This is a genomic window from Streptomyces sp. NPDC001056 (genome assembly GCF_053598955.1).
The window spans coordinates 202,240-225,842 of sequence record NZ_JBSFLI010000007.1; the positions used below are offsets into that span (position 1 = coordinate 202,240).

General features: G+C 73.8%; 21 protein-coding genes. 12 read left to right on the top strand and 9 right to left on the bottom strand.

Annotation, left to right across the window (positions count from 1 at the left end; all coding sequences use genetic code 11):
• Positions 1 to 185: 185 nt before the first annotated feature.
• Positions 186 to 1,775, top strand: coding sequence for an oleate hydratase (locus ACWDD7_RS11560; protein ID WP_450457204.1), 1,590 nt, complete (start codon positions 186 to 188; stop codon positions 1,773 to 1,775).
• 126 nt (positions 1,776 to 1,901) lie between these two features.
• The gene (locus tag ACWDD7_RS11565; protein ID WP_450457205.1) at positions 1,902 to 2,306 is read left to right on the top strand and encodes a pyridoxamine 5'-phosphate oxidase family protein; all 405 of its coding nucleotides are present in this window, start codon (positions 1,902 to 1,904) and stop codon (positions 2,304 to 2,306) included.
• Between the two features lie 6 nt (positions 2,307 to 2,312).
• Here ACWDD7_RS11565 and ACWDD7_RS11570 read toward each other — a convergent pair whose 3' ends face one another.
• The 6 genes from ACWDD7_RS11570 to ACWDD7_RS11595 form a co-directional block, all read right to left on the bottom strand.
• Positions 2,313 to 3,107 (bottom strand): 3-hydroxybutyrate dehydrogenase, encoded by a 795-nt coding sequence (locus ACWDD7_RS11570; RefSeq protein ID WP_450457206.1) that lies wholly within the window; start codon positions 3,105 to 3,107, stop codon positions 2,313 to 2,315.
• A 35-nt stretch (positions 3,108 to 3,142) separates the two neighbouring features.
• Entirely contained in the window at positions 3,143 to 3,622 is a 480-nt protein-coding gene (locus ACWDD7_RS11575; protein WP_351871219.1) for an NUDIX hydrolase, read from the bottom strand.
• A 126-nt stretch (positions 3,623 to 3,748) separates the two neighbouring features.
• Positions 3,749 to 5,359, bottom strand: a complete 1,611-nt coding sequence (gene lnt / locus ACWDD7_RS11580) for an apolipoprotein N-acyltransferase (protein WP_351871221.1) — start codon at positions 5,357 to 5,359, stop codon at positions 3,749 to 3,751.
• Between the two features lie 75 nt (positions 5,360 to 5,434).
• Positions 5,435 to 5,986, bottom strand: a complete 552-nt coding sequence (locus tag ACWDD7_RS11585) for a GNAT family N-acetyltransferase (protein WP_450457207.1) — start codon at positions 5,984 to 5,986, stop codon at positions 5,435 to 5,437.
• A gap of 42 nt (positions 5,987 to 6,028) precedes the next feature.
• Positions 6,029 to 6,574, bottom strand: coding sequence for a hypothetical protein (locus ACWDD7_RS11590; protein WP_351871228.1), 546 nt, complete (start codon positions 6,572 to 6,574; stop codon positions 6,029 to 6,031).
• 127 nt (positions 6,575 to 6,701) lie between these two features.
• On the bottom strand, positions 6,702 to 7,496 hold the full coding sequence (locus tag ACWDD7_RS11595; protein ID WP_392212831.1) for a glutamate racemase: 795 nt from the start codon (positions 7,494 to 7,496) through the stop codon (positions 6,702 to 6,704).
• A gap of 57 nt (positions 7,497 to 7,553) precedes the next feature.
• Here ACWDD7_RS11595 and ACWDD7_RS11600 point away from each other — a divergent pair, with 57 nt between their 5' ends.
• Positions 7,554 to 8,729, top strand: coding sequence for a glycosyltransferase (locus tag ACWDD7_RS11600; protein WP_450457208.1), 1,176 nt, complete (start codon positions 7,554 to 7,556; stop codon positions 8,727 to 8,729).
• A 1-nt stretch (position 8,730) separates the two neighbouring features.
• On the opposite strand, the gene ACWDD7_RS11605 is transcribed toward ACWDD7_RS11600, so the two are convergent.
• A complete protein-coding gene (locus tag ACWDD7_RS11605; protein ID WP_450457261.1) occupies positions 8,731 to 9,954 on the bottom strand; it encodes a TerD family protein in 1,224 nt (407 codons plus the stop codon).
• Between the two features lie 306 nt (positions 9,955 to 10,260).
• Here ACWDD7_RS11605 and ACWDD7_RS11610 point away from each other — a divergent pair, with 306 nt between their 5' ends.
• The 4 genes from ACWDD7_RS11610 (at position 10,261) to ACWDD7_RS11625 (ending at position 15,016) form a co-directional block, all read left to right on the top strand.
• Positions 10,261 to 10,701, top strand: a complete 441-nt coding sequence (locus ACWDD7_RS11610; protein ID WP_351871234.1) for a DUF6643 family protein — start codon at positions 10,261 to 10,263, stop codon at positions 10,699 to 10,701.
• Positions 10,702 to 10,744: 43 nt separating this feature from the next.
• Positions 10,745 to 11,590 (top strand): MOSC domain-containing protein, encoded by an 846-nt coding sequence (locus ACWDD7_RS11615; protein ID WP_450457209.1) that lies wholly within the window; start codon positions 10,745 to 10,747, stop codon positions 11,588 to 11,590.
• 156 nt (positions 11,591 to 11,746) lie between these two features.
• The gene (locus ACWDD7_RS11620) at positions 11,747 to 12,349 is read left to right on the top strand and encodes an Rv1733c family protein (RefSeq protein ID WP_450457210.1); all 603 of its coding nucleotides are present in this window, start codon (positions 11,747 to 11,749) and stop codon (positions 12,347 to 12,349) included.
• Positions 12,350 to 12,577: 228 nt separating this feature from the next.
• The gene (locus ACWDD7_RS11625; protein ID WP_351871242.1) at positions 12,578 to 15,016 is read left to right on the top strand and encodes a right-handed parallel beta-helix repeat-containing protein; all 2,439 of its coding nucleotides are present in this window, start codon (positions 12,578 to 12,580) and stop codon (positions 15,014 to 15,016) included.
• 135 nt (positions 15,017 to 15,151) lie between these two features.
• On the opposite strand, the gene ACWDD7_RS11630 is transcribed toward ACWDD7_RS11625, so the two are convergent.
• The gene (locus ACWDD7_RS11630; protein ID WP_450457211.1) at positions 15,152 to 17,614 is read right to left on the bottom strand and encodes a hypothetical protein; all 2,463 of its coding nucleotides are present in this window, start codon (positions 17,612 to 17,614) and stop codon (positions 15,152 to 15,154) included.
• Between the two features lie 274 nt (positions 17,615 to 17,888).
• Between ACWDD7_RS11630 and ACWDD7_RS11635 the strand changes: the two genes are divergently transcribed.
• On the top strand, positions 17,889 to 18,755 hold the full coding sequence (locus ACWDD7_RS11635) for a DeoR/GlpR family DNA-binding transcription regulator (RefSeq protein ID WP_351871248.1): 867 nt from the start codon (positions 17,889 to 17,891) through the stop codon (positions 18,753 to 18,755).
• 96 nt (positions 18,756 to 18,851) lie between these two features.
• A complete protein-coding gene (locus ACWDD7_RS11640; RefSeq protein WP_450457212.1) occupies positions 18,852 to 19,313 on the top strand; it encodes an SRPBCC family protein in 462 nt (153 codons plus the stop codon).
• Positions 19,314 to 19,789: 476 nt separating this feature from the next.
• On the opposite strand, the gene ACWDD7_RS11645 is transcribed toward ACWDD7_RS11640, so the two are convergent.
• Complete coding sequence (locus ACWDD7_RS11645; RefSeq protein ID WP_351871253.1) at positions 19,790 to 20,914, bottom strand: L-cysteine desulfhydrase Cds1; 1,125 nt, start codon at positions 20,912 to 20,914, stop codon at positions 19,790 to 19,792.
• A 311-nt stretch (positions 20,915 to 21,225) separates the two neighbouring features.
• On the opposite strand from ACWDD7_RS11645, the gene ACWDD7_RS11650 reads away from it, so the two are divergent.
• The 3 genes from ACWDD7_RS11650 to ACWDD7_RS11660 all read left to right on the top strand — a co-directional run bounded on the left by ACWDD7_RS11650 (position 21,226) and on the right by ACWDD7_RS11660 (position 23,590).
• Positions 21,226 to 21,549, top strand: coding sequence for a hypothetical protein (locus tag ACWDD7_RS11650; RefSeq protein ID WP_351871256.1), 324 nt, complete (start codon positions 21,226 to 21,228; stop codon positions 21,547 to 21,549).
• Between the two features lie 736 nt (positions 21,550 to 22,285).
• Entirely contained in the window at positions 22,286 to 22,888 is a 603-nt protein-coding gene (locus tag ACWDD7_RS11655) for an ATP-binding protein (protein WP_450457213.1), read from the top strand.
• 138 nt (positions 22,889 to 23,026) lie between these two features.
• Positions 23,027 to 23,590, top strand: coding sequence for a TetR/AcrR family transcriptional regulator (locus tag ACWDD7_RS11660; protein ID WP_450457214.1), 564 nt, complete (start codon positions 23,027 to 23,029; stop codon positions 23,588 to 23,590).
• The last annotated feature ends 13 nt before the right edge of the window (positions 23,591 to 23,603 follow it).

Consider the following 23,603-nt stretch of genomic DNA (forward strand, 5'->3'; position numbering starts at 1 on the left):
GCCCCACTGATCCTGCTGGTCGGCGAGGTGCGCGATGAGCGGCAACCGGTCCCCTCCTGGGCGCCCACAGGCCCCCAGGCCCCGGGACGTACGGCCCTGCCTCGGGGGGTACCCGGGGTGTTGGCTGGATGCCGTAACACTTCGGCCGTCCCGGTCCGCCGGGGCGCACAGAACGGAGGGACGTCATGGCAGACGCTCCGCGGCAGTCCCGGGTCCACCTCGTCGGCGGGGGCATCGCCTCACTCGCGGCGGCGGTCTTCCTGGTCCGCGACGCCGGCCTTCCCGGCGAGAACATCCGCGTCCTGGAGGAGTTGCCCGTGGCGGGCGGCTCCATGGACGGCAGGGGGGAGCCCGCAGGCTACGTCACCCGCGGCGGGCGGATGCTGGAGGAGGAGGCGTACACCTGCCTGTGGGACCTCCTGGAGACGGTTCCGACCCTGGACGACGAGACGGTCTCGGTGCGCCAGGAGATCGTCGACTTCAACGAGAAGTGGCCCACCGAGGCCAAGGCCCGGCTGATCGGCGCGGGCGCGCGGATCCTGGACGCCGCCGACTACGGCCTCGACACCCACGACCGCGTGGAGCTGCTGCGGCTGCTGATGCTGCCCGAACGGGTGATCGGCGCCCGACGCATCGAGGACTTCTTCTCCCCGCACTTCTTCGCCACCCACTTCTGGACGATGTGGCGCACCACGTTCGCCTTCCAGAACTGGCACAGCGCCATCGAACTGCGCCGCTATCTCCTGCGCTTCCTCCAGGAGTTCCCGCGCATGCACACCCTGTCCGGGGTGCGCCGCACCCGGCTCAACCAGTACGACTCCGTCATCCGGCCGGTGCGGGCCTGGCTGGAGGCCCGCGGGGTGCGCTTCGAGCACGGTGTACGGGTCACCGACGCGGACTTCACCACCGACGAGCGGGGCGTACGACGGCTGCGGCGGCTCCACCTGGAGCGCGCGGGCGCGCCGGAGACCTGTGAACTCGGCGACGACGACTACGCGTTCCTCACTCTCGGCTCGATGACCGCCGACGCGGCGTACGGCAGCGACGACCGGGCGCCCGAGCTGATCCGGGACAAGCGCGACGGCGGCTGGCGGCTGTGGGAGGCGCTCGCCGCCAAGGCGGACGACTTCGGCCGGCCCGCGGTCTTCAACGGCAACGTGGACGACGCGAAGTGGGAGTCCTTCACGCTCACCATGCGCTCCCCGCTGCTGCTGCACCGCATCGAGGAACTGTCGGGCAACCTGCCCGGCACCGGCGCGCTGATGACCTTCAAGGACTCCGGCTGGCTGATGTCCGTGGTCGTCCCGCACGCACCGCACTTCGCGGGCCAGCCCGAGGACGTCTCCACCCTGTGGGGCTACGGCCTCTTCACCGACCGGCCCGGCGACTTCACCGGCAAGCCGATGGCCGAGTGCACCGGCCGCGAGATCCTCACCGAACTCCTCGGCCACCTCGGCATGTCCGACATCGAGGAGCGGGTGGCGGCGACCACGACCGTGGTCCCGGTGATGATGCCGTACATCACCAGCCAGTTCGCCCCGCGCTCGGTCGGTGACCGGCCGCTGGTGGTCCCGCGCGGCTCGGCGAACTTCGCGTTCCTCGGCCAGTACACCGAGGTCCCGGAGGACGTCGTCTTCACCGTCGAGTACTCGGTGCGCGGCGCGATGCACGCCGTGTACGAGCTGTTCGACGTCGACCGCGAGATCCCCGGCATCTACCACGCCCTCGCCGACCCGCGCGGCGCGTTCGGGGTGCTGCGGGCCGCGCTGCTCTGAGCCGTGATCCCACGGACCCGACCGGGCGGGGCGGCGGCCCACGACGGGACGGAGAGGGCCCGCACGGGGTCGTACAAGGGCCGACCGGCCCTATCCCGGCCGGGTCCGCGCGGGGACGATGGCGTGGTGCTCCAGAACGACGGCTTTCGCGCACTCGACAGGCAGACCTGCCTGCGCCTGCTGGCCGGGGTGCCGGTCGGCCGGGTCGTGTACACCAGGCAGGCGCTCCCCGCGGTCCTCCCCGTCAATTTCTGCCTCGACGCGGACTCCTCCGTGCTGCTGCGCACCTCGGCCGGCTCGGACCTGGTGCGCGCCATCGACGGCGCGGTGGTCGCCTTCGAGGCGGACGAGTTCGACGCGGAGACCCGCTCGGGCTGGAGCGTGGTCGTCACCGGGCGGGCCGCGCTGCTGACCGACACCGACGGCCATGAACTCCTCGACGGTCCGGACTCCTGGATGCCGGTCCGCGACGACGTGCTGGTGCGGATCGACTCCGAGGTGGTCACCGGACGCGAGCTGACGGGTGCGTGAGCGTGCTCAGTGGGCGGTCCAGCCGCCGTCCAGGAGCAGGGACGTGCCGGTGACGAAGGACGCCTGAGGACTGCACAGATAGGCCACGGCCTCGGCGACCTCCTCGGGCTCGATGAGCCGCCGCAGCGCGCTGTCCTTCAGCAGCACCTCGGACAGGACGCGCTCCTCGGGGATGCCGTGCGCCCGCGCCTGGTCGGCGATCTGCTTCTCCACCAAGGGGGTGCGGACGTAGGCCGGGTTCACGCAGTTGGAGGTGACGCCGTGCGCGGCGCCCTCCAGCGCGGCCGTCTTGGACAGCCCCTCCAGACCGTGCTTGGCGGCGACGTAGGCGGACTTGAACGCCGAGGCGCGCAGTCCGTGCACCGAGGACACGTTGACGATCCGGCCCCAGCCCTGCGCGTACATGTGCGGAAGGGCGCCGCGCACCAGACGGAACGGCGCCTCCAGCATCACGGTCAGCACCGTGTGGAAGACGTCCGGCGGGAACTCCTTGATGGGGCGCACCAGTTGCAGCCCCGCGTTGTTGACCAGCACATCGGTGCCGGCGGCCGCTTCCTCGGCCGCGTCGAGGTCGGTCAGGTCGAGGGGGTGCGGGACGACGGTGCCCGCGAGGTCCGGTTCGCCCTGCGCCTCCCGGGCGAGTGCGGCCAGCCCGTCCTCGTCCCGGTCGACGGCTCTCACCCGTGCCCCGGCGGCCGCGAGGCGCAGCGCGCAGGCGCGGCCGATGCCGCTCGCGGCACCCGTGACGAGGGCGGCGCGGCCGGCGAGATCGAGGGCGAGGGGCTGGACGGGGGTGGTCATGGACCGACCCTAGGCGAAGGGCGCGGGCGGCGGCGTCAGCCGGCGGTCGCCGGGGCGAACCAGGTGGGTTCCTCCGTCATGGCCCGCTTGATCCGGTGGAGCGCGAACTCGTTCAGCTCGGGCAGCGCGTCCACCTCGAACCAGCCGACCTCCAGCGACTCGTCGTCGTTGACCCGGGCCTCGCCGCCCACCGCGCGGCAGCGGAAGGTGATGTCCATGTACTGGCAGACGTCCCCGTTGTCGTACGTGACCGGCTGGAGCGCCTGGACCAGGACGACCCGCTCGGGCAGGCAGCGCACCGCCGTCTCCTCGAAGACCTCCCGCACCGCGCAGTCCGCGGGCTGCTCACCCGGCTCCGGGATGCCGCCGACCACCGACCATTTCCGGGTGTCGGTGCGCCGGCCGAGCAGCACCCTGCCCTCGTCGTCGAAGACGATCGCGGTGACCCCGGGCAGCCAGAGCAGCTGCCGCCCGGCCGAGGCACGCAGGGTGCGGATGAAGTCAGGAGTAGCCATGGGACCGACCCTAACCGGCCCTGGGCACGCTCCCGGGCCGGTCGGGTGCGGGAACGAGTACACGTATGAGCACCCGTACACGTACGGGTACGGGTACGGGTACGACGGTGTACGGCTGCCCGTGTGCTACGCCTCGCCGGCGCGGCGGGCCCGCAGCCCGCTCCCGATCGCCCAGCCGATGCCGCCGACGGCGACGAGCACGAGCGCCGTCTCCGGCAGGATGCCCAGGTCGGTGGCGGGCGTGGTGGAGGTGCGCAGCGGCACCTTCTGCTCCAGGTAGGCGGGCACGAACATGCCGGTCTTCTGGGTGATCCTCCCGTCCGGCATGATGATCGCGCTGACACCGCTGGTCACCGGCACGGTCACGGTGCGGCTGTGCTCGACGGCGCGGATGCGGGACATGGCGAGCTGCTGGTAGGTCATCTCGCTGCGGTCGAACGTCGCGTTGTTGCTCGGCACGGAGATCATCTCGGCGCCGTGCGTCACGGTGTCCCGCACGTCCCAGTCGAAGGCGGCCTCGTAGCAGGTCGCGAGGCCGACCTTGGCGCCGTCCATGTCGAACACGCCCGGCCTGGTGCCCCGGCTGAAGTCCCGGCGGAGCATCGTGGTCCAGTCCTTGTTGACGGCCCCGACGAACCCGCGCAGCGGCATGTACTCGCCGAACGGCTGGATCTGCCGTTTGTCGTAGGTCTGCGTCGGGCCCTTGGCCGGGTCCCACAGGATCTGCTCGTTGAGCTGCTTGCCGTCCTTGTCCACGACGGCACCGACCGAGATGGGCACCCCGATCGCCTGCGAGGCCTCGTCGATGACGGCGGCGGCGTCGGGGTCGTTGTAGGGGTCGAGGTCGGAGGAGTTCTCCGGCCAGAGCACGAAGTCGGGCCTCGGGACCTTGCCGGCCTTGACGTCGGCGGCGAGTGCGAGGGTCTCGCGCACATGGTGGTCGAGCACCGCCCGGCGCTGGGCGCTGAATTCCAGGCCCGCGCGCGGCACGTTGCCCTGGATCACGGCGACCGTCCGGGTGCCGTCCTCGGCCCGGTCGCTCACCAGGCCGCGCGCGGCGACCGCGCCGGCCACCGGCACGGCCACGCTGAGCAGCGCGGCGGCGGCCGTCGCGCGGCGCACGGTGCGGGAGCGGCGCCGTTCGGCGATCAGACGGACCGCTTCGTGGAGACCGAATCCGCACAGGGCGACCGCGAAGCCCAGCACGGGGGTGCCGCCGACCGCGGCGAGCGGCAGGAAGACGCCGTCCGCCTGCCCGAACGCGATCTTCCCCCAGGGGAAGCCCCCGAAGGGAGCGCGCGCCCGTACGGCCTCGCCCGTGATCCAGACGGCCGCGGCCCACACCGGCCAGGCGGGCAGCCTGGACACGGCGGCGACGCCCACGCCGACCAGGGCGACGAACACGGCCTCCACCGCGACCAGGGCCAGCCAGGGCACGAAGCCGACCTCCACGCCGGTCCACACCAGCAGGGGCAGCAGGAAGCCGAGCCCGAAGAGATAACCGAGCCCGAGCGCCGCCTTCCACCCGCGCCCCCGCAGCACCCACCCGAACCCGGCGAACGCGGGCAGCGCCAGCCACCACAGGGGACGCGGCGGAAAACTGACATAGAGCAGCACCCCGCAGAGGGCGGAGGCGACGGCCGGGACCAGGCGCAGCAGCCGGCGGCGAAGCGCGCCGGGCGCGGGGGACTGCCGGACCCGGTCCGGCTGGTCCACGGAAGTTGCGGTGACGGTCACCCGGGTGAGTGTACGGCGGCTGACCTCGGCCTCGACAGCCACGGTCCGCGCGCGGACGGCCCGCCCCGCCGCTCGTCAGCCGGCCGCCGCGGCCGGGGACCACACGCCGAACCACTGCTCGGCGCCGTACTCCTCGAACCGCTCCACCTCGGTGAACCCCAGCTTCGCCGCGAGGCGCATCGAGCGGTCGTTGGCGGTCTGGGTGGTGAGCACCACCGGCTCGCCGGGCAGCGCGCCGGCGAGCCAGTCGAGTGCCGCCGCGCACGCCTCGGCGGCGTAGCCGTGTCCCCACGCCCGCGGCAGGAACATGTAGCCGAGCTCGGCCTCCCCGCCCTCCGGACGGACGTGGCCCCGGCGCTGCGCGTCGCGCCGGTCGAGCAGCTGGAGAAAGCCGATCATCGCCCCGTCGAGCTCCACCACGAACAAGCCGGGCCGCCGCCCGGGCACCTCGGGCACGACGCGCTCCAGCTCGTCACGCGGTCGGGCGCCACCGACGTAGGTGCCCACCTCCGGCGAGGCGGACAGCTCGATGAACACCGGCCGGTCCCGGGCCTCCGACTCGCGCAGCACGAGCCGCTCGGTCGTGATCGGGGCGGGCGGCCAGGCGACATGTCCGTGTTCAGTCATGCCGGTCAACCTAGCGCGGCCGCAGGGGCGGAACGGTGAGCGCTAAGCGGCCGTCCCCGGGGTGATCGAGCCCAGCCGGGCCCTGATCACCCGCACCGCCGACTCCGCGTTGTCCACGGTGATCGTGAAGGTGTGGCCGTCCCACAGGCGAAGGACGATGCCCTCGCCCCGGCGCACGACGACCGCGGTGCCCTTCTCGGGGCGCCAGCGGTAGCCCCAGCCGCCCCACTGGCGCGGGGTCACGAGGGCGGTGAAGTCGGCGCCCGCCACGTGCGACAGCGGGATGCGCCGGCGCGGCAGGCCGATGTGGCCGCAGCGCACCTCGACGGACTCCCGGTCGAGCTTGAGCTCCACGTGCACGAAGGCGAGGGTGCCGAAGAGGACCAGCAGTCCGGCCGCGATGCAGCCGACCACGGACATCGTCAGCGCGGCGGTCCCGGACGTCCACGCGGAGTCCACGGCCAGCTTGATCCCCAGCGCCAGGCAGGCCGCTCCGGCCGGCGCCAGCAGCCACTGCACCCGGTTGGTGGCGCGCCCGGTCCAGACCTCGGGGGTGGGATTTTCCTCGGTACGGGGCTGGTCCCTCATGCCTACGAGGTTACTCAGGATCGCCCGCGCCGGTACGGCCGCTCGGCCCGCGCCCGCCCCGAGCGGCCCTGGGCCGGGAGGCCGGGCCGCTCGCGGGCGAACCTACGAAGGCCGTACGGAATCCGGGTCAGCGGCGGTCGGCCAGCGGACCCACCGCGGGCAGCAGCCGCCCCTCGGCGTAGTGCAGCGCGGCCGTCGGCAGCTCACCCTCGCGGCCGCTGAGCAGCACCGTCAGGGTGCCCTCGGCGGGCGCCGCGGAGGCGGGACTCTCGCCGAGGCGGCGCAGCGCCTGCGCGGCCACCGCGCCCGCGGAGCCGTGCAGCACCAGCGGGGCCGCGCCGGGGCGCTGCACGGCGGCACGGATGCGCTCCGCGACCAGCTCGTAATGGGTGCAGCCCAGGACGACGGTGGTCACATCGCCGGGCGTCAGCTCGGCCGCCGCGGCGACGGCCGCCTCGATCGCCGCCTCGTCCGCGTGTTCGATGGCCTCGGCGAGGCCCCAGCACGGCACCTCGGTCACCGGTACCCCGTCGGCGAAGTCCGCGATGAGCCCGCGCTGGTAGGCGCTGCCCGTGGTGGCGGGGGTCGCCCAGATCGCGAAGGGCCCGCCGCCGGCCGCGGCCGGCTTGATCGCCGGGACGGTGCCGATCACCGGGATACCGGGCTCCAGCCGGGCGCGCAGCGCGGGCAGCGCGTGCACGCTGGCCGTGTTGCAGCCGACGATCAGCGCGTCGGGCCGGCGGACCGCGGCGGCCTCGGCGACGTCCAGCGCGCGCCGGGTGAGGTCCTCCGGGGTGCGCGGTCCCCAGGGCATGCCGTCGGGGTCCAGGGAGAGAACGAGATCCGCGTCGGGCCTGAGGCGCCGTACCGCGGCGGTGGCCGCGAGCAAACCGATTCCGGAGTCCATGAGCGCGATCTTCACCCGGCCACGATAGACGATCCGCTCATCTGAACGGCTCGGGTGGGGCAGACTGCGCCCGTGAGCGCCTTCCTGTGGATCACCGTCGCCTCGCTGGCCGCCTGGTGCTGGCTGCTGCTGTGCCAGGGGTTCTTCTGGCGCACGGACGTCCGTCTGCCGCGGCGCCGGGAACCGGACGCGTGGCCGTCGGTCTGCGTGGTCGTGCCGGCCCGCGACGAGGCCGCCGTGCTGCCCGCGAGCCTGCCGTCGCTGCTGGCGCAGCAGTATCCGGGGCGGGCCGAGGTCTTCCTGGTGGACGACGGCAGCACGGACGGCACCGGGGAGCTGGCCCGCGCGCTGTCCGAGCGGCACGGCGGGCTGCCGCTCACCCTGGGTACGCCGGGGGAGCCGCCCGCGGGCTGGACGGGCAAGCTGTGGGCGGTGCGGCACGGCATCGCGCTGGCCCGCGCGCGCGACCCCGAGTACCTGCTGCTGACGGACGCCGACATCGCGCACGCGCCGGACAGCCTGCGTGAGCTGGTCGCGGCGGCCCACGGCGGCGGCTTCGACGTGGTGTCGCAGATGGCGCGGCTGCGGGTGGAGAGCCGGTGGGAGCGGCTGGTGGTCCCGGCGTTCGTCTACTTCTTCGCGCAGCTCTACCCCTTCCGGTGGATCGGCCGCAGGGGGTCGCGCACGGCGGCCGCGGCGGGCGGCTGTGTGCTGCTGCGTGCGGGGATGGCGGAGAGGGCGCGGATTCCGGACGCCATCCGGCACGCCGTCATCGACGACGTCGCCCTCGCCCGCGCGGTCAAGGGCGCGGGCGGCCATGTCTGGCTGGGCCTCGCCGACCGGGTGGACAGCGTGCGGCCGTACCCGCGGCTGCACGACCTGTGGCGGATGGTCTCGCGCAGCGCCTACGCCCAGCTGCGGCACAACCCGCTGCTGCTGCTCGGCACGGTGGCCGGGCTCGCGCTGGTGTACCTGGTGCCGCCGGTGGCCGTGGCCGCGGGCGCGGCGGCCGGGAACGCGCCGGTGGCGGTCGTCGGCGCGCTGGCCTGGGCGGTGATGGCGGGCACGTACGCGCCGATGCTGCGCTACTACCGGCAGCCGCTGTGGCCGGCCCCGCTGCTGCCGTACACGGCGCTCCTCTACCTGCTGATGACGGTGGACTCGGCCGTGCAGCACTACCGGGGGCGCGGGGCCGCCTGGAAGGGCCGTACGTACGCGCGGCCCGACGCGGTTCCCGACGAGGGCTGAGTCACTTGCGGCCGGGCGTCCAGTTCATGCCCCAGCCGTAGGCGCGGTCCACGGTCCGCTGCGGACTCACCCCGCGCTCCGGCACGAGGTAACGGGCCTCGCGCCGCACGACGAGATCGCCGCCCGTGTTGGTGATCAGGGCGAGCGCGCACACCGTGGACGGCACCGTGCACTCGTCCAGCGAGAAGTCGACGGGTGCGCCGTACTGCGGCTGGAGGGTGACGGTGGCGTGCAGTCCGGCGAAGGAGGAGGCGCCCTCGTAGACGGTGACGAACACGAGGACGCGGCGCAGGTCCCGCAGCCGGTCCAGGTTGATGGTGAGGTTCTCGCCGCTCGCCAGCGCCCCGGTGCGGTCGTCGCCGTCGAGATGGATGTACGGCGGCCGGTGCAGCGATCCGAAGGAGTTGCCGAGCGCCTGGACGACCCCCTTGCGGCCGTCCGCGAGCTCGTACAGGGCGCACAGGTCGAGGTCGAGGTCCCCGGAGCCGCTCCCCCAGCGGGCGCCCCAGCCCGAAAGCCGTTCACGCATCCGCCAGTTGAGGTTCACCCGCATGACGCCCGAGGTGCCGCCCTGCTTCGCCAGCGAGACGGAGGGGGCGGCCTTGGTGAGGGTGACCCTGGACAGGCGGACGGGGGACGGAGCCCGCGGAGGGGGCGGGGGCACGGCCGCCGGGGGCGCCGGCGCGAGTGGCGGTGCGCCGTGCCGCGGCTCGTCCACCGTGATGCCGAACTCCGTGGCGAGGCCGTCGAGTCCGGTGTCGTAGCCCTGGCCGACGGCGCGGAACTTCCAGCCACCCTGGCGGCGGTAGAACTCACCGAGCAGGAATGCGGTCTCCGCGGTCGCGCCCGGACTGTCGAAGCGGGCGACGACCCGGCCGCTCGCGGTGTCGGTCACCTCGACGTACAGATCCGGGACCTGCCCGAACGTGCCGCCGTCGGCCGAGACGGCGAGCACGATCCGTTCGATCGCGCCCTCCGCCCGCGCGAGGTCGACGGACAGGGTGTCGACGACGAGTGCGCCCTCGGTCCGCCCGCCCTCGTGGCGCACCGCCCCCGAGGGATGCGCGGGCCGGCCGGAGAACACGAAGTCCGCGTCGGAGCGGACCTTCCCGGCGGCGAGCAGCAGCGCCGAGGCGTCCACGTCGGGCACTCCGGGCCCGTGGCGCCGGCCCAGTTCGACCCGCAGCACGGTGGCCGGCACCGGCGTGTTCGCCCCCTTCGGCATCGACATGGCCGCCCCCCTCGCCTCCCCGCCCACGGTGTCCGCGGACGTCCGGATCATCCCTGCACGTCCAACCTATTCCCGGCCACGCGGAACTCCCACTGCCGCGCGGGGGAAGACACGGAAAGATCGCCGGTCAACCGCCGGTAACCCCGCTGAAACATCGGCTCCTTACATGATCCATACGTGAACCGCTGCCCTTTTTCGCCAGGTTCGCTCGGATTGAGTAACCCCGGTCACCGCCGACACGTAAAACAACCCTCTTATCGGTCTCCCCAACCAGCACATCGTGGGCTTAACTTATGTGCCATGACCTCCCCCCGCTCCACCTATGGCGGCGGCTACTACTCCGCCTCCTTCCGGGACACTCCGATCTACGACTCGCTCGTGGCCGAGCGGGGCACCCCGCAGATCGCCCCGATCCGGGTCCCCGCCGCCTACGACGCGGGCAACCACCTGCCCGCTCTGCCGTCGGCCCTCCCCGCCCTCCCGGCCGCGCCCTCCCCGCAGCCCCCGGCCCCCGCCTACGGCTACCCCCAGCCGCAGCAGCAGGTCCCGCTGCACCAGGCGCCCACGGCGTACATCCCGCAGCAGGCGAGCGCCCCGCGCGGCTACCCCGGCCCGCAGGCCCCGCAGCAGCGTCCGATGGCGCCGGGCACCGGATACGAGGCGATGCGCCCGGCCGCGCCACGCCCCGTGCAGGCGCCGTACCAGGACCCGTACAACAACCCGCACCACCGGGGTTACTGATCGAAGAGCCCCCGCTGTCGGTGGCACCTGGCACGATGGCGACATGGAAATCGCCGAAGTGCAGTCGATCCATCTGTACCCGGTCAAGGCGTTCCAGGGCCTGACGGCCGAAGCGGCCGTTGTGGAGCCCTGGGGGCTGGCCGGAGACCGGCGCTGGGCGCTGATCGACGCCGGGGGGAAGGTCGTCACCCAGCGGGAGCAGCCGCGTCTCGCCCTGGCCGCCGCCGAGCCCCTGGCCGGCGGCGGTCTGCGTCTGTCGGCGTCCGGGCGGGCGGCGGTGACGGTCGAGGTGCCGGAGCCGTCGGCCACCGTGCCGGTGAACATCTTCGGGCAGAAGGTGGAGGCGGTACCGGCCGCGGCGGAGGCGCACGCCTGGTGCAGCGCCTATCTCGGCATGGACGTGCGCCTGGTGCATCTGGACGACCCGGCCTCCCGCCGTCCCGTCGACCCGGAGTACGCGCTGCCGGGCGAGACGGTCAGCTTCGCCGACGGCTACCCCCTGCTCGTCACCGCGTCGGCCTCCCTCGACGCCCTCAACTCCCTGATAGCCGAGGGCCGTCACGCCGCCGAGGGGCCGCTGCCCATGAACCGGTTCCGGCCCAGTGTCGTGGTCCGCGGCACCGAGGCCTGGGCGGAGGACGCGTGGGCGCGCGTCTCCGTGGGCGAGGTCGTCTTCCGCGTGGCGCGCCGTTGCGGGCGCTGCGTGGTGACCACCACCGACCAGGGCACCGCCGCGCGCGGCCGCGAGCCGCTGTACACGCTGGCCCGGCACCGCAGGTTCGACGGGGGCCTCGTCTTCGGGCAGAACGTCGTCCCGCTCACGCGCGGCACGATCCGGGTCGGCGATCCGGTGCGGGTACTGGAGCGGGGCGCGGCCGGTAGCCGGTAGCCGGTAGCCGCGAGACTGGCGGCGGGGGCGGCCGGGGAGGGCCGGTTTCTTCGATCGGGGAACCCGGGGGCCGTTCCCGGTCGTTGAGGTGACATGAGAGAGGCGTGAGACGTCGCGGTCATGACCGGCCGCGGCGGACGTGGGGGGGGTGGGGAGATGCGGGCAGTCACGGGTCTGTGGCGCTGGAGACGCAATCCGCTGTGCCGCGCGACCGATCTGGCCGAGGCGTGGGTGGCGCTCGTGGCGCTGGTCCTGATCGCCGTGGTGGCGCCCGCGATCGGCGCTCTGGTCGGCTTCGCCGCCCAGGACTCGTTGCAGCAGGCCGCGCGCGCGGAGCAGCACACCCACCACCTGGTCACGGCCACCGTGGTGCGCGCCCTGGGCAAGGAGCCCGAGGGCGATCCCGACTCCAGGGGCACCCGTCAGGTCCGTACCCGCGTCGTCGCGGACTGGTCCGCGCCGGACGGCAGCACGCACCGCGGCCCGGTCCTCACCGATCTGAAGTCCCCCCACGCCGGGGACCACTTCGGACTCTGGACGGACCCGCGGGGCCGAATAACGACCCGCCCGCTGGACTCCGTCACCGCGACCACCCACGCCGTCCTGGCCGGATTCGGCGCCGCCCTGGTGGCCGCGGCCCTGGTCGAGACCGCCCGGCGCCTCACCCTCTGGCGCATGGTCCGCCGCCGGTACGCACGCTGGGAACAGGCCTGGGACCGGGCGGGCCCGGACTGGGGCAAGGCGGGCACCGGCAGCTGACCGCGGGCAGGCTGTGGTCAACCCACCCCGGGCGCACACGCTACGGTGGACCGGCCGAAGCGCTTTCGGCGACAACCCGCAGGCGGGCGCACCGCAGGGGCTCGCAGGTACGCGGGGACACGAACGGGCAGGCCCAGGGGCCGGGCACGCTCGCGGCCCCCGCACCGGTACCACCGCCCCGACGGGGCGTCAGCCATCAGTACGACGAGGTGGGGGCACAGCAACGCCATGGCACAGGGCACGGTCCAGGTGACGCACACCGGTACGTCGCGGTGGCGGCGCCGCACGGGTGAGTACGCATCGCTCGCCGCCGCCCTGGAGGCAGCCGCCGACGGCGACGTCCTCACCATCGCCCCCGGCACCTACCGGGAGAACCTCGTGGTTCAGCGGGCGGTGACGCTCCGTGGGCCGGAGGGCTCGCCCGGTTCGGTGCGGATCGCGCCGGCGGACGGGGTGCCGCTGACCGTGCGGGCCTCGGCCGTGGTGCACGACCTGCATGTCGAGGGCCAGGACGCGGCGGCGCCCGCGCTGCTGGTCGAGGAGGGCACGCCCGAGCTGACGGACGTGCGGATCGTCACGCGCTCGGCGGTCGGCGTCGAGGTGCGCGGCGCGGCCCGGCCGACCGTGCGCCGCCTGACCGTGGACAACCCGGCCGGCATCGGCATCGCCGTACTCGACGGCGGCAGCGGGGTGTTCGAGGAGTGCGAGATCGTGGCCGCGGGTCAGGCGGGCGTAGCGGTCCGCGGCGGCGGCCATCCGCGCCTGGACCGCTGCCGGGTGCACCACGCCTCGGGCACCGGGTTCACCGTGACCGGCGAGAACTCCGCCCTGGAGGCGGTCGGTTGCGAGATCTACGAGGTCCGCGGCTCCGGGTTGCAGGTCACCCAGCGCGCCACCGCGCACCTGACCGACTGCGATGTGCACCGCACCACCGCCGACGGCGTCACGCTGGACACGGACGCGGTGCTCACGCTGGAGGACTGCCGGATCCACGACATCCCGGAGAACGCGGTCGACCTGCGCTCGCGCTCGGTGCTCACGCTGACCCGCACGACGATCCGTCAGTTCGGACGCAACGGGCTGTCGGTGTGGGACCCGGGCACCCGGGTCGACGCCAACCAGTGCGAGATCTTCGACAGCACCGGCGACTATCCGGCGGTGTGGGTGAGCGACGGCGCCACCGCGGTGCTGGACTCCTGCCGGGTGCACGACGTGCCGGACGCGCTGTTCGTGCTGGACCGCGGTTCGCGCGCGGACGTCGTGGACAGCGACCTCTCCCAGGTGCGCAACACGGCGGTGTCGGTGAGCGACGGGGCGACCGCGCAGCTGGACGACTGCCGGATCCGGGAGGCGGCGACCGGCGCCTGGTTCCGGGACCACGGCAGCGGCGGCACGCTCAACAACTGCACGGTGGGCGGCACCCAGACGGGGGTGATCGTCACCAAGGGCGCCGACCCGACCATCGAGCGCTGCACCGTCGAGTCCCCCGCCGAGGCCGGCTTCTACGTCTCCGCGGGCGGCCGGGGCAGCTTCCTGAACTGCCGGGTCAGCGGCAGCGGCGGCTACGGCTTCCATGTGATCGACGGCTGCCGCACCACGCTGCGCCGGTGCCGCACCGAGCGGTGCGCGCGCGGGGGTTACGAGTTCGCCGAGGGCGGCCCGGACGCCGGGGCGGGTTCGGGGCCGGTCGTGGAGGACTGCACCAGCGACGAGAGCGGCAGCCTGCGGCCCCCGGCACCGCGGGAGACGGCCGTGCAGACGGTGGCGCACTCCCCCGGGCTGCTCGGCTCGATCCCCGGGCAGCGCAGCACCGAGCCGGAGCCGCCGGCCGCGGCCCCGGAGCCGGCGCGACCGACCCGTACGTCCAAGGACGTGCTCGGTGAACTCGACGCGCTGGTGGGCCTGGAGAGCGTCAAACGCGAGGTGCGGGCGCTGACCGACATGATCGAGGTGGGCCGGCGCCGGCAGCAGGCGGGCCTGAAGGCCGCCTCCGTCAAGCGTCACCTGGTCTTCACCGGCTCCCCCGGCACCGGCAAGACGACGGTGGCCCGGCTCTACGGCGAGATCCTCGCCTCGCTCGGAGTGCTGGACAAGGGTCATCTGGTCGAGGTGTCCCGGGTCGACCTGGTCGGTGAGCACATCGGCTCCACCGCGATCCGCACCCAGGAGGCCTTCCAACGGGCGCACGGCGGTGTGCTGTTCATCGACGAGGCGTACGCGCTGTCGCCGGAGGACGCCGGGCGGGACTTCGGCAAGGAGGCCATCGACACGCTGGTGAAGCTGATGGAGGACCAGCGGGACGCGGTGGTGGTGATCGTCGCCGGGTACACGGCGGAGATGGAGCGCTTCCTCTCCGTCAACCCCGGTGTGGCCTCCCGCTTCTCCCGTACCATCACCTTCGGCGACTACGGCCCGGAGGAACTGCTGCGGATCGTGGAACAGCAGTCCGAAGAGCACGAGTACCGCCTCGCACCCGGCACCGCCGAGGCCCTGCTCAAGTACTTCACCGCCCTCCCGAAGGGCCCCGCCTTCGGCAACGGCCGCACCGCCCGCCAGACCTTCGAGGCCATGGTCGAGCACCACGCCAGCCGCGTCGCCCAACTCCCGGACCCGAGCACCGACGATCTGACCCTGCTGTATCCGGAGGACCTGCCGGAACTGCCCTGAGCACTCCGGCCGGCCTCGCGACCGCCGTCCGGCCGGCCTCGCGACCGCCGTCCGGCCGGTCGCCGGCGCCGGACAGGCACGCGCCTGCGCGGAATGCAGGCGCGGAACGCGTCGAGCCCTCCCGCTGGGGCGGCGTCAGCCCGGTGGTTCCTCGCGTGGGGCGGGGAGTTCCGGGTGGAGGCGGGTCAGCAGGCGGGCCCGGACCCGGGCGAAGACCGGGTCGGCCTGGTAGTCGGAGTGGCCGAGGATCGGTCCCGGCAGTGGGTGCTCGGGGGTGCGGCCGTAGGCGAGGGGGTCGCGCAGGGACGGCTGGTCCACGGGCGGATGGCCGTCGGCGGGCAGACGCACCGGGCCGCCGATGGGGTCGGTCCGGCGGTAGAGGTTGTTCCAGCACGCGATGTCGCGGTGCAGCCCGGCAAGCGCCGCGGGCCCGAAGTGGGCCGGGAACCAGCGGCCGTACAGCCGCTCCAGCGGTGAGCCGTAGGTCAGCAGGGCGATCCGTGCCCGGGTGGACGGGCTCAGCTGCCAGGCCGCCGCGGCGGCGAGCACGCTGCCCTGGGAGTGGCCGGACAGCACCAGGCGGCCCCCGGTCGCCTCCGTCCACGTCGCGATCCGCCACGTCAGGTCGGGCACCGCGCGCTCGGCATAGCACGGGGGCGCGAAGGGGTGCGCGGCGCGCGGCCAGAAGGTGCCGACGTCCCACAGGATGCCGACGGTCCGCCGCGCCCCGCGATCCTTGTAGGCGCGCCGTCCCCACGTGACGAACAGCAGGAAACCGAGCCCCACCAGCCAGGAGCCCAGCCCCTGGGAGACCTCGGCGACGATCCGTACGGCGTCCACGGCGTCCACGGCGCCGCGTGCCGCTCCGTCCGGCGTCTTCCCGCTGACGAGGCCCCCGGCCAGCGCCCCGCCGCCGAGCACCAGGGTGGCGGCGGAGAGCACGACGAGGATGAGGGGCGCGCGATCGGTGAGCACGGCCATGGCCCGGGTGTGGGCGATGGCGCGGGTACGGGAGGGGTCCTCGGGCTCGCCGGGGTGCTCCCGGCGTACGCGGTCGCGTTCGGTACGGGCGAGCCGCACGGTGCCGACGGCGAGCCGGACCGCCAGGGCCAGCAGGACCGCGAGAAGCGGCGGGATCATGGACGCCTGCCAGGTCAGCAGCACCGGCGGCCCGGGGAGCATGGCACCGGTGCCGTCCAGCCAGTCGGCGACCCGCTGGGCGACTCCACCGGACATCACCCCGCCCAGGGCACAGGCGAGCAGCGTGGTGGCGGGTCCGCCGAGGCCGTGCATGCCGGTGGGGGGCCGGTGGGGGTCTGATGCAGAACCCTCCTCGCCCGGCACTCGGCGCTCCTCGACGCCGCGACGCTCCTCGGCCGGCGCCCGGTGGTCGGCCCCCCGGCGGTACAGCCCCCACGCGACCGCCCCGAGCACCACCACCAGCGCCCCCTGCGCCAGCATCAGCCCACCGAAGGCCGGGTCTGCGGGCAGTCGCCCGACCGACCGCCAGCCGGGGCGGGACCAACCGGTGTAGAGCACGGCGAGGAGCAGCAGGCCGAGCGCGCCGAGCGGGAGCAGTCGTACCAGGCACCGGTCGAGCTCCCGGTCGAGACGGTGTTCGTCGCGGCCCCGGCGGCACACCACGGCCACCGCGGTGCCCGCACCGGCCAGCAGCAGGACGATCAGCAGCCAGCTGAGGGCGTCCAGTGCCGCGGGCCCGCCGGGCCGGTGGTCGAAGCGGGCCGCCGGCGTGGCGAGGGCGGCGGCGACCGTCAGCAGGCCGACGGCGGTGTGGGCGGCGCGCAGCCGGGCGACGAGCCGGCGCCCGTACCAGAAGCCGGGCCGGGCCAGAGCGCTGTCTTCAGCGTCCGGCCCGGGGTCCGCTTCGTGGTCCCGGTCCGCCTCCTGGACCAGCGGCCGGTGGGATTCGTACGCGCTCCACGTGCGGTGCGACAGATACCAGAGCAGCAGGACCAACGCGCCCGGTACCACCGCCGCGAGCGCGAGCCGTCGTCCCGGCTGGGCCCACCAGCCACCGGACGTGCCGAGCAACTCGGCCCACCGCCGTACTCCGGACCCCTCGGCCGCGTCCGGGGTGAGGAAGGCCAGCCAGAAATGGCGCTGGGCACAGGCCCGTACGCCGGCGCACTGCCAGGCCACCAGATCGAGGGCGACCTCGCACGCGGCGGCCACCAGCAGCACCGTGAGGCTGAGGGCGGCCAGCCGCACCAGGAGGCCGTAGAGCCGGACGGTGCGCGGCCGGGCCGGGGCTGCGGGGCGCATCCAGTGGGCGAGGTTGACCACCATGAACGGCAGCAGCACCATCCACAGGGCGCGGCCGGCGTCACCGGAGGTGAGGTTGCACCAGACGTACGCCTCCTGCACCGGGCCGCCGCGGTGCCCGGTTTCCGAGGCGTACTCGGCCCGCCGGAAGAGGGCGGCCGTGTCGTCCCCGGCGACCCGGACGGTGCGCGGGTCCCCCAGCATCTCCTCCGGGGTCGTGCCCCCGACCCCGTGCACCAGTAACTCCAGATCGACCGGACCGGGCGCGCACCCGCCGGTCCCCTGCTGCCCGAGGCGTTCCTGAGCGCGTTCCACGTTTCCCCCGTGACGGCGTGCGGCCTGTGTCCGTGCGCGCTTCAGGATGTCCGGTTCCGGGAAGCTGCACACCGCTCGTCACAGAATCTCCCCGACCGATGTGCCGGCGACCGCCCCCGAGCGGTCCGCCCGCGTCGCGCCGGGCGGTGGCGCACCCGGTGCCGTCCCGTGCAAAGATGGGACGCCCGCGCACCTCCCGACCGACGAACCCGCTGGTCGGAGGCGGGTGCGCCGGGCGACCCGAACGGTTGGCGGCGAAAGGACCGGAGCGTACGTGAGCGAGAATCAGCACCTCCTCGCGGAGCAGCGCCGCGCCCTGATCCTGGACGAGGTCCGACGCCGCGGCGGTGCCCGGGTCAACGAACTGACCCGCAGACTCGGTGTGTCGGACATGACCGTGCGCCGCGACCTGGACGCGCTGGCCCGGCAGGGCGTGCTGGAGAAGGTGCACGGCGGCGCGGTCCCGGTCGTCGAGGCGAGCACCCATGAGCCGGGCTTCGAGGCCAAGTCGGGCCTGGAGCTGTCGGCCAAGGAGGACATCGCGCGGGCCGCCGCCGCCCTGGTCGCCCCCGGTACCGCGATCGCCCTGTCCGGCGGTACGACGACCTACGCGCTCGCGCAGCACCTGCTGGAGGTGCCCGACCTGACCGTGGTGACGAACTCGGTGCGGGTCGCGGACGTCTTCCACACGGCACAGCGCACCTCGGGCCAGCGGCAGGGCGCGCCCACGGTGGTGCTGACCGGCGGGGTGCGCACCCCGTCCGACTCGCTGGTGGGCCCGGTGGCCGACCAGGCGATCGCCGCGCTCCACTTCGATCTGCTCTTCCTCGGCGTGCACGGCATATCGGTCGAGGCCGGCCTGTCCACGCCGAACCTGGCGGAGGCCGAGACGAACCGCCGCCTCGTGCACTCGGCGCGACGGGTGGTGGTGGTCGCCGACCACACCAAGTGGGGGACGGTGGGCCTCAGTTCGTTCGCCACGCTGGGGCAGGTGGACACCCTGGTGACCGACTCGGGCCTGCCGGAGGAGGCACGCGCGGAGATCTCCGAGCACATGCGGCTGATCGTGGCCGGGGAGCAGGACACCGAGGACGCGGCTGTGGAGGACGAGGAATCGGACGCCGACGTCGAGGACAATTGACACTGCGTCAACTACGCTGCCCGCCACGGTCCATCCCGTACGGAGACGTTCCAACGCCACGGTGATGTACGGGACTTCACGAGGAGGTTTCCCGCCATGGCCCAGCGTCTGCGTCCGGTCGGACCGGACTTTCTCGAACGCGCGCCCGTGCGGCTGGTGTTCGGCCGGGACATCGCCGCCTCCCCGGAGCAGGTCTTCCAGGCTCTCGCCGAGGACGTTTCCGGCATGCCGCGGTGGTTCTCGGCCGTGGCCTCCGCCCGGGAAACGGACGGCGGGCGCGAGGTCCGGCTGCACGGCGGCATCCGCTTCAAGGAGACGGTCCTGGTCAGCCAGAAGCCCGAGGTGTACACGTATCGCGTCGACGTGACGAACACTCCGGGCGCCCGCGCCTGGGTGGAGGAGTGGCAGCTGGCGCCGGCCGGCTCCGGGACCCGGGTCTGTATGACCTGCGCGCTCGACGGCACGGCCGCGTTCCGCCTGGGCTGCCGGCTGGCCGCGCCGGGCGTGGACATCGCCTTCCGGCGGGCGGTCGCGGCGCTGGACCGGTATCTGGCCTAGCCGCGGGCTGACGGGCGAGGTGCGCCGCGCGGCGGACCGGCGTCGTCACCCGCGGCGTTCGTGCGCACGCCGGGCAAGCCGCCGGTCCCCCGGTTCGTCGCGTGTCGGAGGGGGCCAGGGTGCGCGGGCGCCGGGCCGTCCGCGCGCCCGGCCGGACGCGGCGGCCGCCGACAAGGCCGTTCCGCACGGGCGAGCCGCGCCCGCCCGCCCGGACGCGGGATCAAGGCGGCCTTCCGGGGGAAGTCCGGTCAGGCCGCGAACGTGAGAAGCGGCAGGCACGGCGGCCGACCGCGAGCTCCAGGAGCGGCGGACCCGGCCACCCACCCGACGACCGGGGACGCCGCCCGCGGTGGAGTCGCGTTCGGCCATGCCGTTCGACGACGACTCGGCGGTGAACCGCGCAGAGCGCGCGGGTGTCGCCCTTCGGGAGCGCCTTGTCGCCGACGCGTTCCCGGCGACGGCCCGAAACGGGGCGTTCAGTCGGACCACACCCCCGTGGCCAGCAGCGTCTCGATCGCCGCCGTGTACGGCGCGATGTCCAGGCCCTGCTGCGCGAGCCACGCGTCCGAGTAGTACTTGTCGAGGTACCGGTCGCCCGGGTCGCACAGCAGGGTGACGACGCTGCCGGTACGGCCCTCGGCCACCATCTCGGCGATGATCTTCAGCGCGCTCCACAGCCCGGTCCCGGTGGAACCGCCCGCCCTGCGGCCGATCGCCCCCTCCAGGGCGCGTACGGCGGCGACGCTGGCCGCGTCCGGGACCTTCATCATCCGGTCGATCCCGCCGGGCACGAAGCTCGGCTCCATGCGCGGCCGGCCGATGCCCTCGATGCGGGAGCCGCAGTCGCAGGTGACGTCCGGGTCGCCGGTGGTCCAGCCCTCGAAGAAACAGGAGTTGTCCGGGTCGGCGACGCAGATGCGGGTGTCGTACTGCATGTAGTGCACGTAGCGGGCGAGCGTCGCCGAGGTGCCGCCGGTGCCCGCCGTGGCCACGATCCACGTCGGTTCCGGGAACCGCTCCAACTCCATCTGGCGGAAGATGGATTCGGCGATGTTGTTGTTGCCGCGCCAGTCGGTGGCCCGCTCGGCGTAGGTGAACTGGTCCATGTAGTGGCCGCCGGTCTCCACCGCGAGGCGGGCGGACTCCTCGTACATCTTCCTGGAGTCGTCCACGAAGTGGCACCGCCCGCCGTGGAACTCGATCAGACGGCACTTCTCGGCGCTGGTCGTGCGGGGCATGACCGCGATGAACGGCACGCCGATCAGCTTGGCGAAGTATGCCTCGGAGACGGCGGTGGAGCCGCTGGACGCCTCGATCACCGGGCGGCCGGGGCGGATCCAGCCATTGCAGAGGCCGTACAGGAACAGCGAGCGGGCGAGGCGGTGCTTGAGGCTGCCGGTGGGGTGCGTCGACTCGTCCTTCAGGTAGAGGTCGATGCCCCAGCGTTCGGGCAGCGGGAAGCGCAGCAGGTGGGTGTCGGCCGAGCGGTTGGCGTCCGCCTGGACCTTGCGGACGGCCTCCTTCAGCCATGCGCGGTAGACGGGGTCGCTGCGGTCGACGTCGAGGGTGGCGCCGGTCCGGGTCTGGGGGGTGATGCTCACGTCGGGGCTCCTTACACTCTGCGCCGACGGCGCCTCAAGCGGCCGGCACTTCGAGCATAGGCATCTTTCAGACCGCTTCCCACCTGCATAAACGCATCTTTGGGCGGCCCAAAGACACCCTGGGGCACGGGCGTACGAGACGGCGGGGCGTGCCGCCGCGTGTGCTCCGGGCCGCTGTCGTGCGCGCCCCCGCGCGCACTGGTGCTCCGTGCCGTGGCGCGGCAGACTGCACGCGGCGGGACGATGGTCCCGCACGCGAACGGGGGCGCACACCGGATCACGGGAACACGCGCACAAGGGGGCGGCGAGGGATGGCGGAGCCGGAGTTCACGGCCAAGGGCGTGCGGATCGGCAGACGCATGCGCTCGCTCACCCGGGCCGGACAGGTCCGGATCAGCGAAGGCAGGGTGGAACTGCTCAACAGTTACGGCAGCGAGATCGACAGCGCACCGGTGCAGGCGGTGCGCGCCTCCAAACCGTGGTTCGCGCCGGACGACAAGGCGTTGGCCGACATCAACGGCCAGCGGTACCTGCTGACCCTGGGCGACCAGGACCCCGCCCCGGGCGACCCCGGCACCCCGACGGCCCGCCGCTTCATCGAAGCGGTCCGCCGGGCGGCGGGACGCGGCGACTGAGAGTGGTCTCCGGGGGTCGGGCGGCAAGGGGAGTCGACGTCGGCGGGAGGGAGTCGGGCGGCAGGGAGTTGAGCGCCGGGAGCGTGAGGGGTTCGGCGGCGCGCGGACCGACGATGCCGGGTCCGGCGGAGCGGGCTCGGCGGCGCGCGGCTCGGCGGTACCGGGCATCGATGCGCACGGCGCAGCCGGACGAGGCCTCGACGCACGGGGGCGGCGGCGCGGGCGTCATCGTCCGGGGCGCGGGCAGCACGGGGACAGCGAGCGGCGCTCGGGCGCTGTGCGGTGTCCACGCGTACGCGGCTCGGACGACACGGGCGCGGCGCACGATGCCCGGACGGCGCGGGCCGTCGGCACGCGACACTCGGACGGCACCCTGGGCAGCACGTGGCGCCGGAGCGACGAGGGACAGCGACGCGCCGTGCTCGGAACCACCCGTGGCCGCCCGCCCGGGCGACCGGGTCCACCGACCGGCCCCGCCCCCGCGCTTGCGGCCTCCGCCCGCCTCCCTATCCGCTCTTCGCGCACACAGCGTGCCCACACGGATGCGGCGAGTTGCGATGCCGTGGCCCCTGCGTCACGCTGGTCTCACGTCACTCTGGGTTTACCGGCGACAACGCTGCGAACCAGCCCGCCGGCCACGACAGCAGGCGGCCGCTTTCCCGAGGGGCCTGCTGGATCCGTTGTTCTCCGTGTTCCTCCGGTTCCCTTCCGGACCTCACATCGGGGAGTCGCAGCCGTGATCAGTCACCCAAGCAGGCACTGCACGGTGGAGCTCCAAGCCCTGCCGTCGCGGATCGGCCAGGTCCGCAGAATCGTATCTGCGCAATTGCGCTACTGGCATCTGGACCCGTTGATAGACCGGGCCGCGCTCGGTGTGACGGAGCTGCTCAGCAACGTCCACCGGCACGCGAGGCCCGACAAGTCGTGCACCGTCGAGCTGGAGCTGCAACCGGACCGGCTCACCGTGTCGGTGCGCGACCACGACCCACGGCTGCCGGTACCGGCCGAGGAGGCGGACACGGACACGACGGACACGACGCCGCTCGCCACCTGCGGGCGGGGCCTCGCCATGGTCGCCGCCGTCAGCGAGAGCTGGGGCGCGCGGCCGGACGGCGACAACGGCAAGGTCGTCTGGTTCACCCTGCCCGCGACACCCGGCCATCCGGCCCGCATGCCGCGCCACACACCGGAACACCAGCCGACGCTCGCTCCGGCCATGGCAGGTGCCGTCAGCAAGGCACCCCCTGCCACTCCGTCGCGGACGCCGGTCCCCGCGGCGGCCACCACGGTCGCGGACGGGCAGGAACTGGCCGCCACCCACCCGGTCGGGGCGGGCTGACCCGGGCGGGCGAACGGGCGCACGGCGCAGACACGAGGGACCCACGGCGAGCGGTGACGAACCGCTCGCCGCCCGTCCGTACCCGACCGCTTCGCTATCACGGCCGCCGCTGTATCTACCAGTATGTACACTGCCCCCATGAGCACCTCCGAACGACTGATCGAGTCAACCCGCGACCTGCTCTGGGAGCGCGGCTACGTGGGCACCAGCCCCAAGGCGATCCTGGAGCGCGCGGGCGCCGGCCAAGGCAGCATGTACCACCACTTCAAGGGCAAGCCGGACCTCGCCCTGACGGCGATCCGGCGGACCGCCGAGCAGTTGCGGGCGACGGCCGAGCGCTCGCTGGAGGGCCCCGGCACGCCGTACGAGCGCATCGAGGCGTATCTGCACCGCGAGCGCGAGGTGCTGCGCGGCTGCCCGATCGGCCGGCTGACCATGGACCCGGACGTGATCGCCAGCGACGAGCTGCGCGCACCGGTGGACGAGACCCTCGCCTGGATCCGCGAGCGGATCGCCGGCATCGTCGAAGAGGGCAAGGCCCAGGGGCAGTTCGCGCCGGAGCTGGACGGCCGGCAGATCGGCGCGACGGTCCTCGCGACCGTGCAGGGCGGCTATGTGCTCGCCCGTGCCGCCGGCTCCCCCGCCGCCTTCGACGCGGCCGTCGACGGCCTGCTCGCCCTCCTCGCGCCCCGCACCGCCTGAGGAAAGGGGCCGC

Bases quoted from the DNA above. Each gene is read 5' to 3' on its own strand.
- ACWDD7_RS11560 (WP_450457204.1), top strand. From the start codon at position 186: ATGGCAGACGCTCCGCGGCAGTCCCGGGTCCACCTCGTCGGCGGGGGC.
- ACWDD7_RS11570 (WP_450457206.1), bottom strand. From the start codon at position 3,107: ATGACCACCCCCGTCCAGCCCCTCGCCCTCGATCTCGCCGGCCGCGCC.
- ACWDD7_RS11575 (WP_351871219.1), bottom strand. From the start codon at position 3,622: ATGGCTACTCCTGACTTCATCCGCACCCTGCGTGCCTCGGCCGGGCGG.
- ACWDD7_RS11585 (WP_450457207.1), bottom strand. From the start codon at position 5,986: ATGACTGAACACGGACATGTCGCCTGGCCGCCCGCCCCGATCACGACC.
- ACWDD7_RS11590 (WP_351871228.1), bottom strand. From the start codon at position 6,574: ATGAGGGACCAGCCCCGTACCGAGGAAAATCCCACCCCCGAGGTCTGG.
- ACWDD7_RS11605 (WP_450457261.1), bottom strand. From the start codon at position 9,954: ATGCCGAAGGGGGCGAACACGCCGGTGCCGGCCACCGTGCTGCGGGTC.
- ACWDD7_RS11610 (WP_351871234.1), top strand. From the start codon at position 10,261: ATGACCTCCCCCCGCTCCACCTATGGCGGCGGCTACTACTCCGCCTCC.
- ACWDD7_RS11615 (WP_450457209.1), top strand. From the start codon at position 10,745: ATGGAAATCGCCGAAGTGCAGTCGATCCATCTGTACCCGGTCAAGGCG.
- ACWDD7_RS11620 (WP_450457210.1), top strand. From the start codon at position 11,747: ATGCGGGCAGTCACGGGTCTGTGGCGCTGGAGACGCAATCCGCTGTGC.
- ACWDD7_RS11625 (WP_351871242.1), top strand. From the start codon at position 12,578: ATGGCACAGGGCACGGTCCAGGTGACGCACACCGGTACGTCGCGGTGG.
- ACWDD7_RS11640 (WP_450457212.1), top strand. From the start codon at position 18,852: ATGGCCCAGCGTCTGCGTCCGGTCGGACCGGACTTTCTCGAACGCGCG.
- ACWDD7_RS11650 (WP_351871256.1), top strand. From the start codon at position 21,226: ATGGCGGAGCCGGAGTTCACGGCCAAGGGCGTGCGGATCGGCAGACGC.
- ACWDD7_RS11660 (WP_450457214.1), top strand. From the start codon at position 23,027: ATGAGCACCTCCGAACGACTGATCGAGTCAACCCGCGACCTGCTCTGG.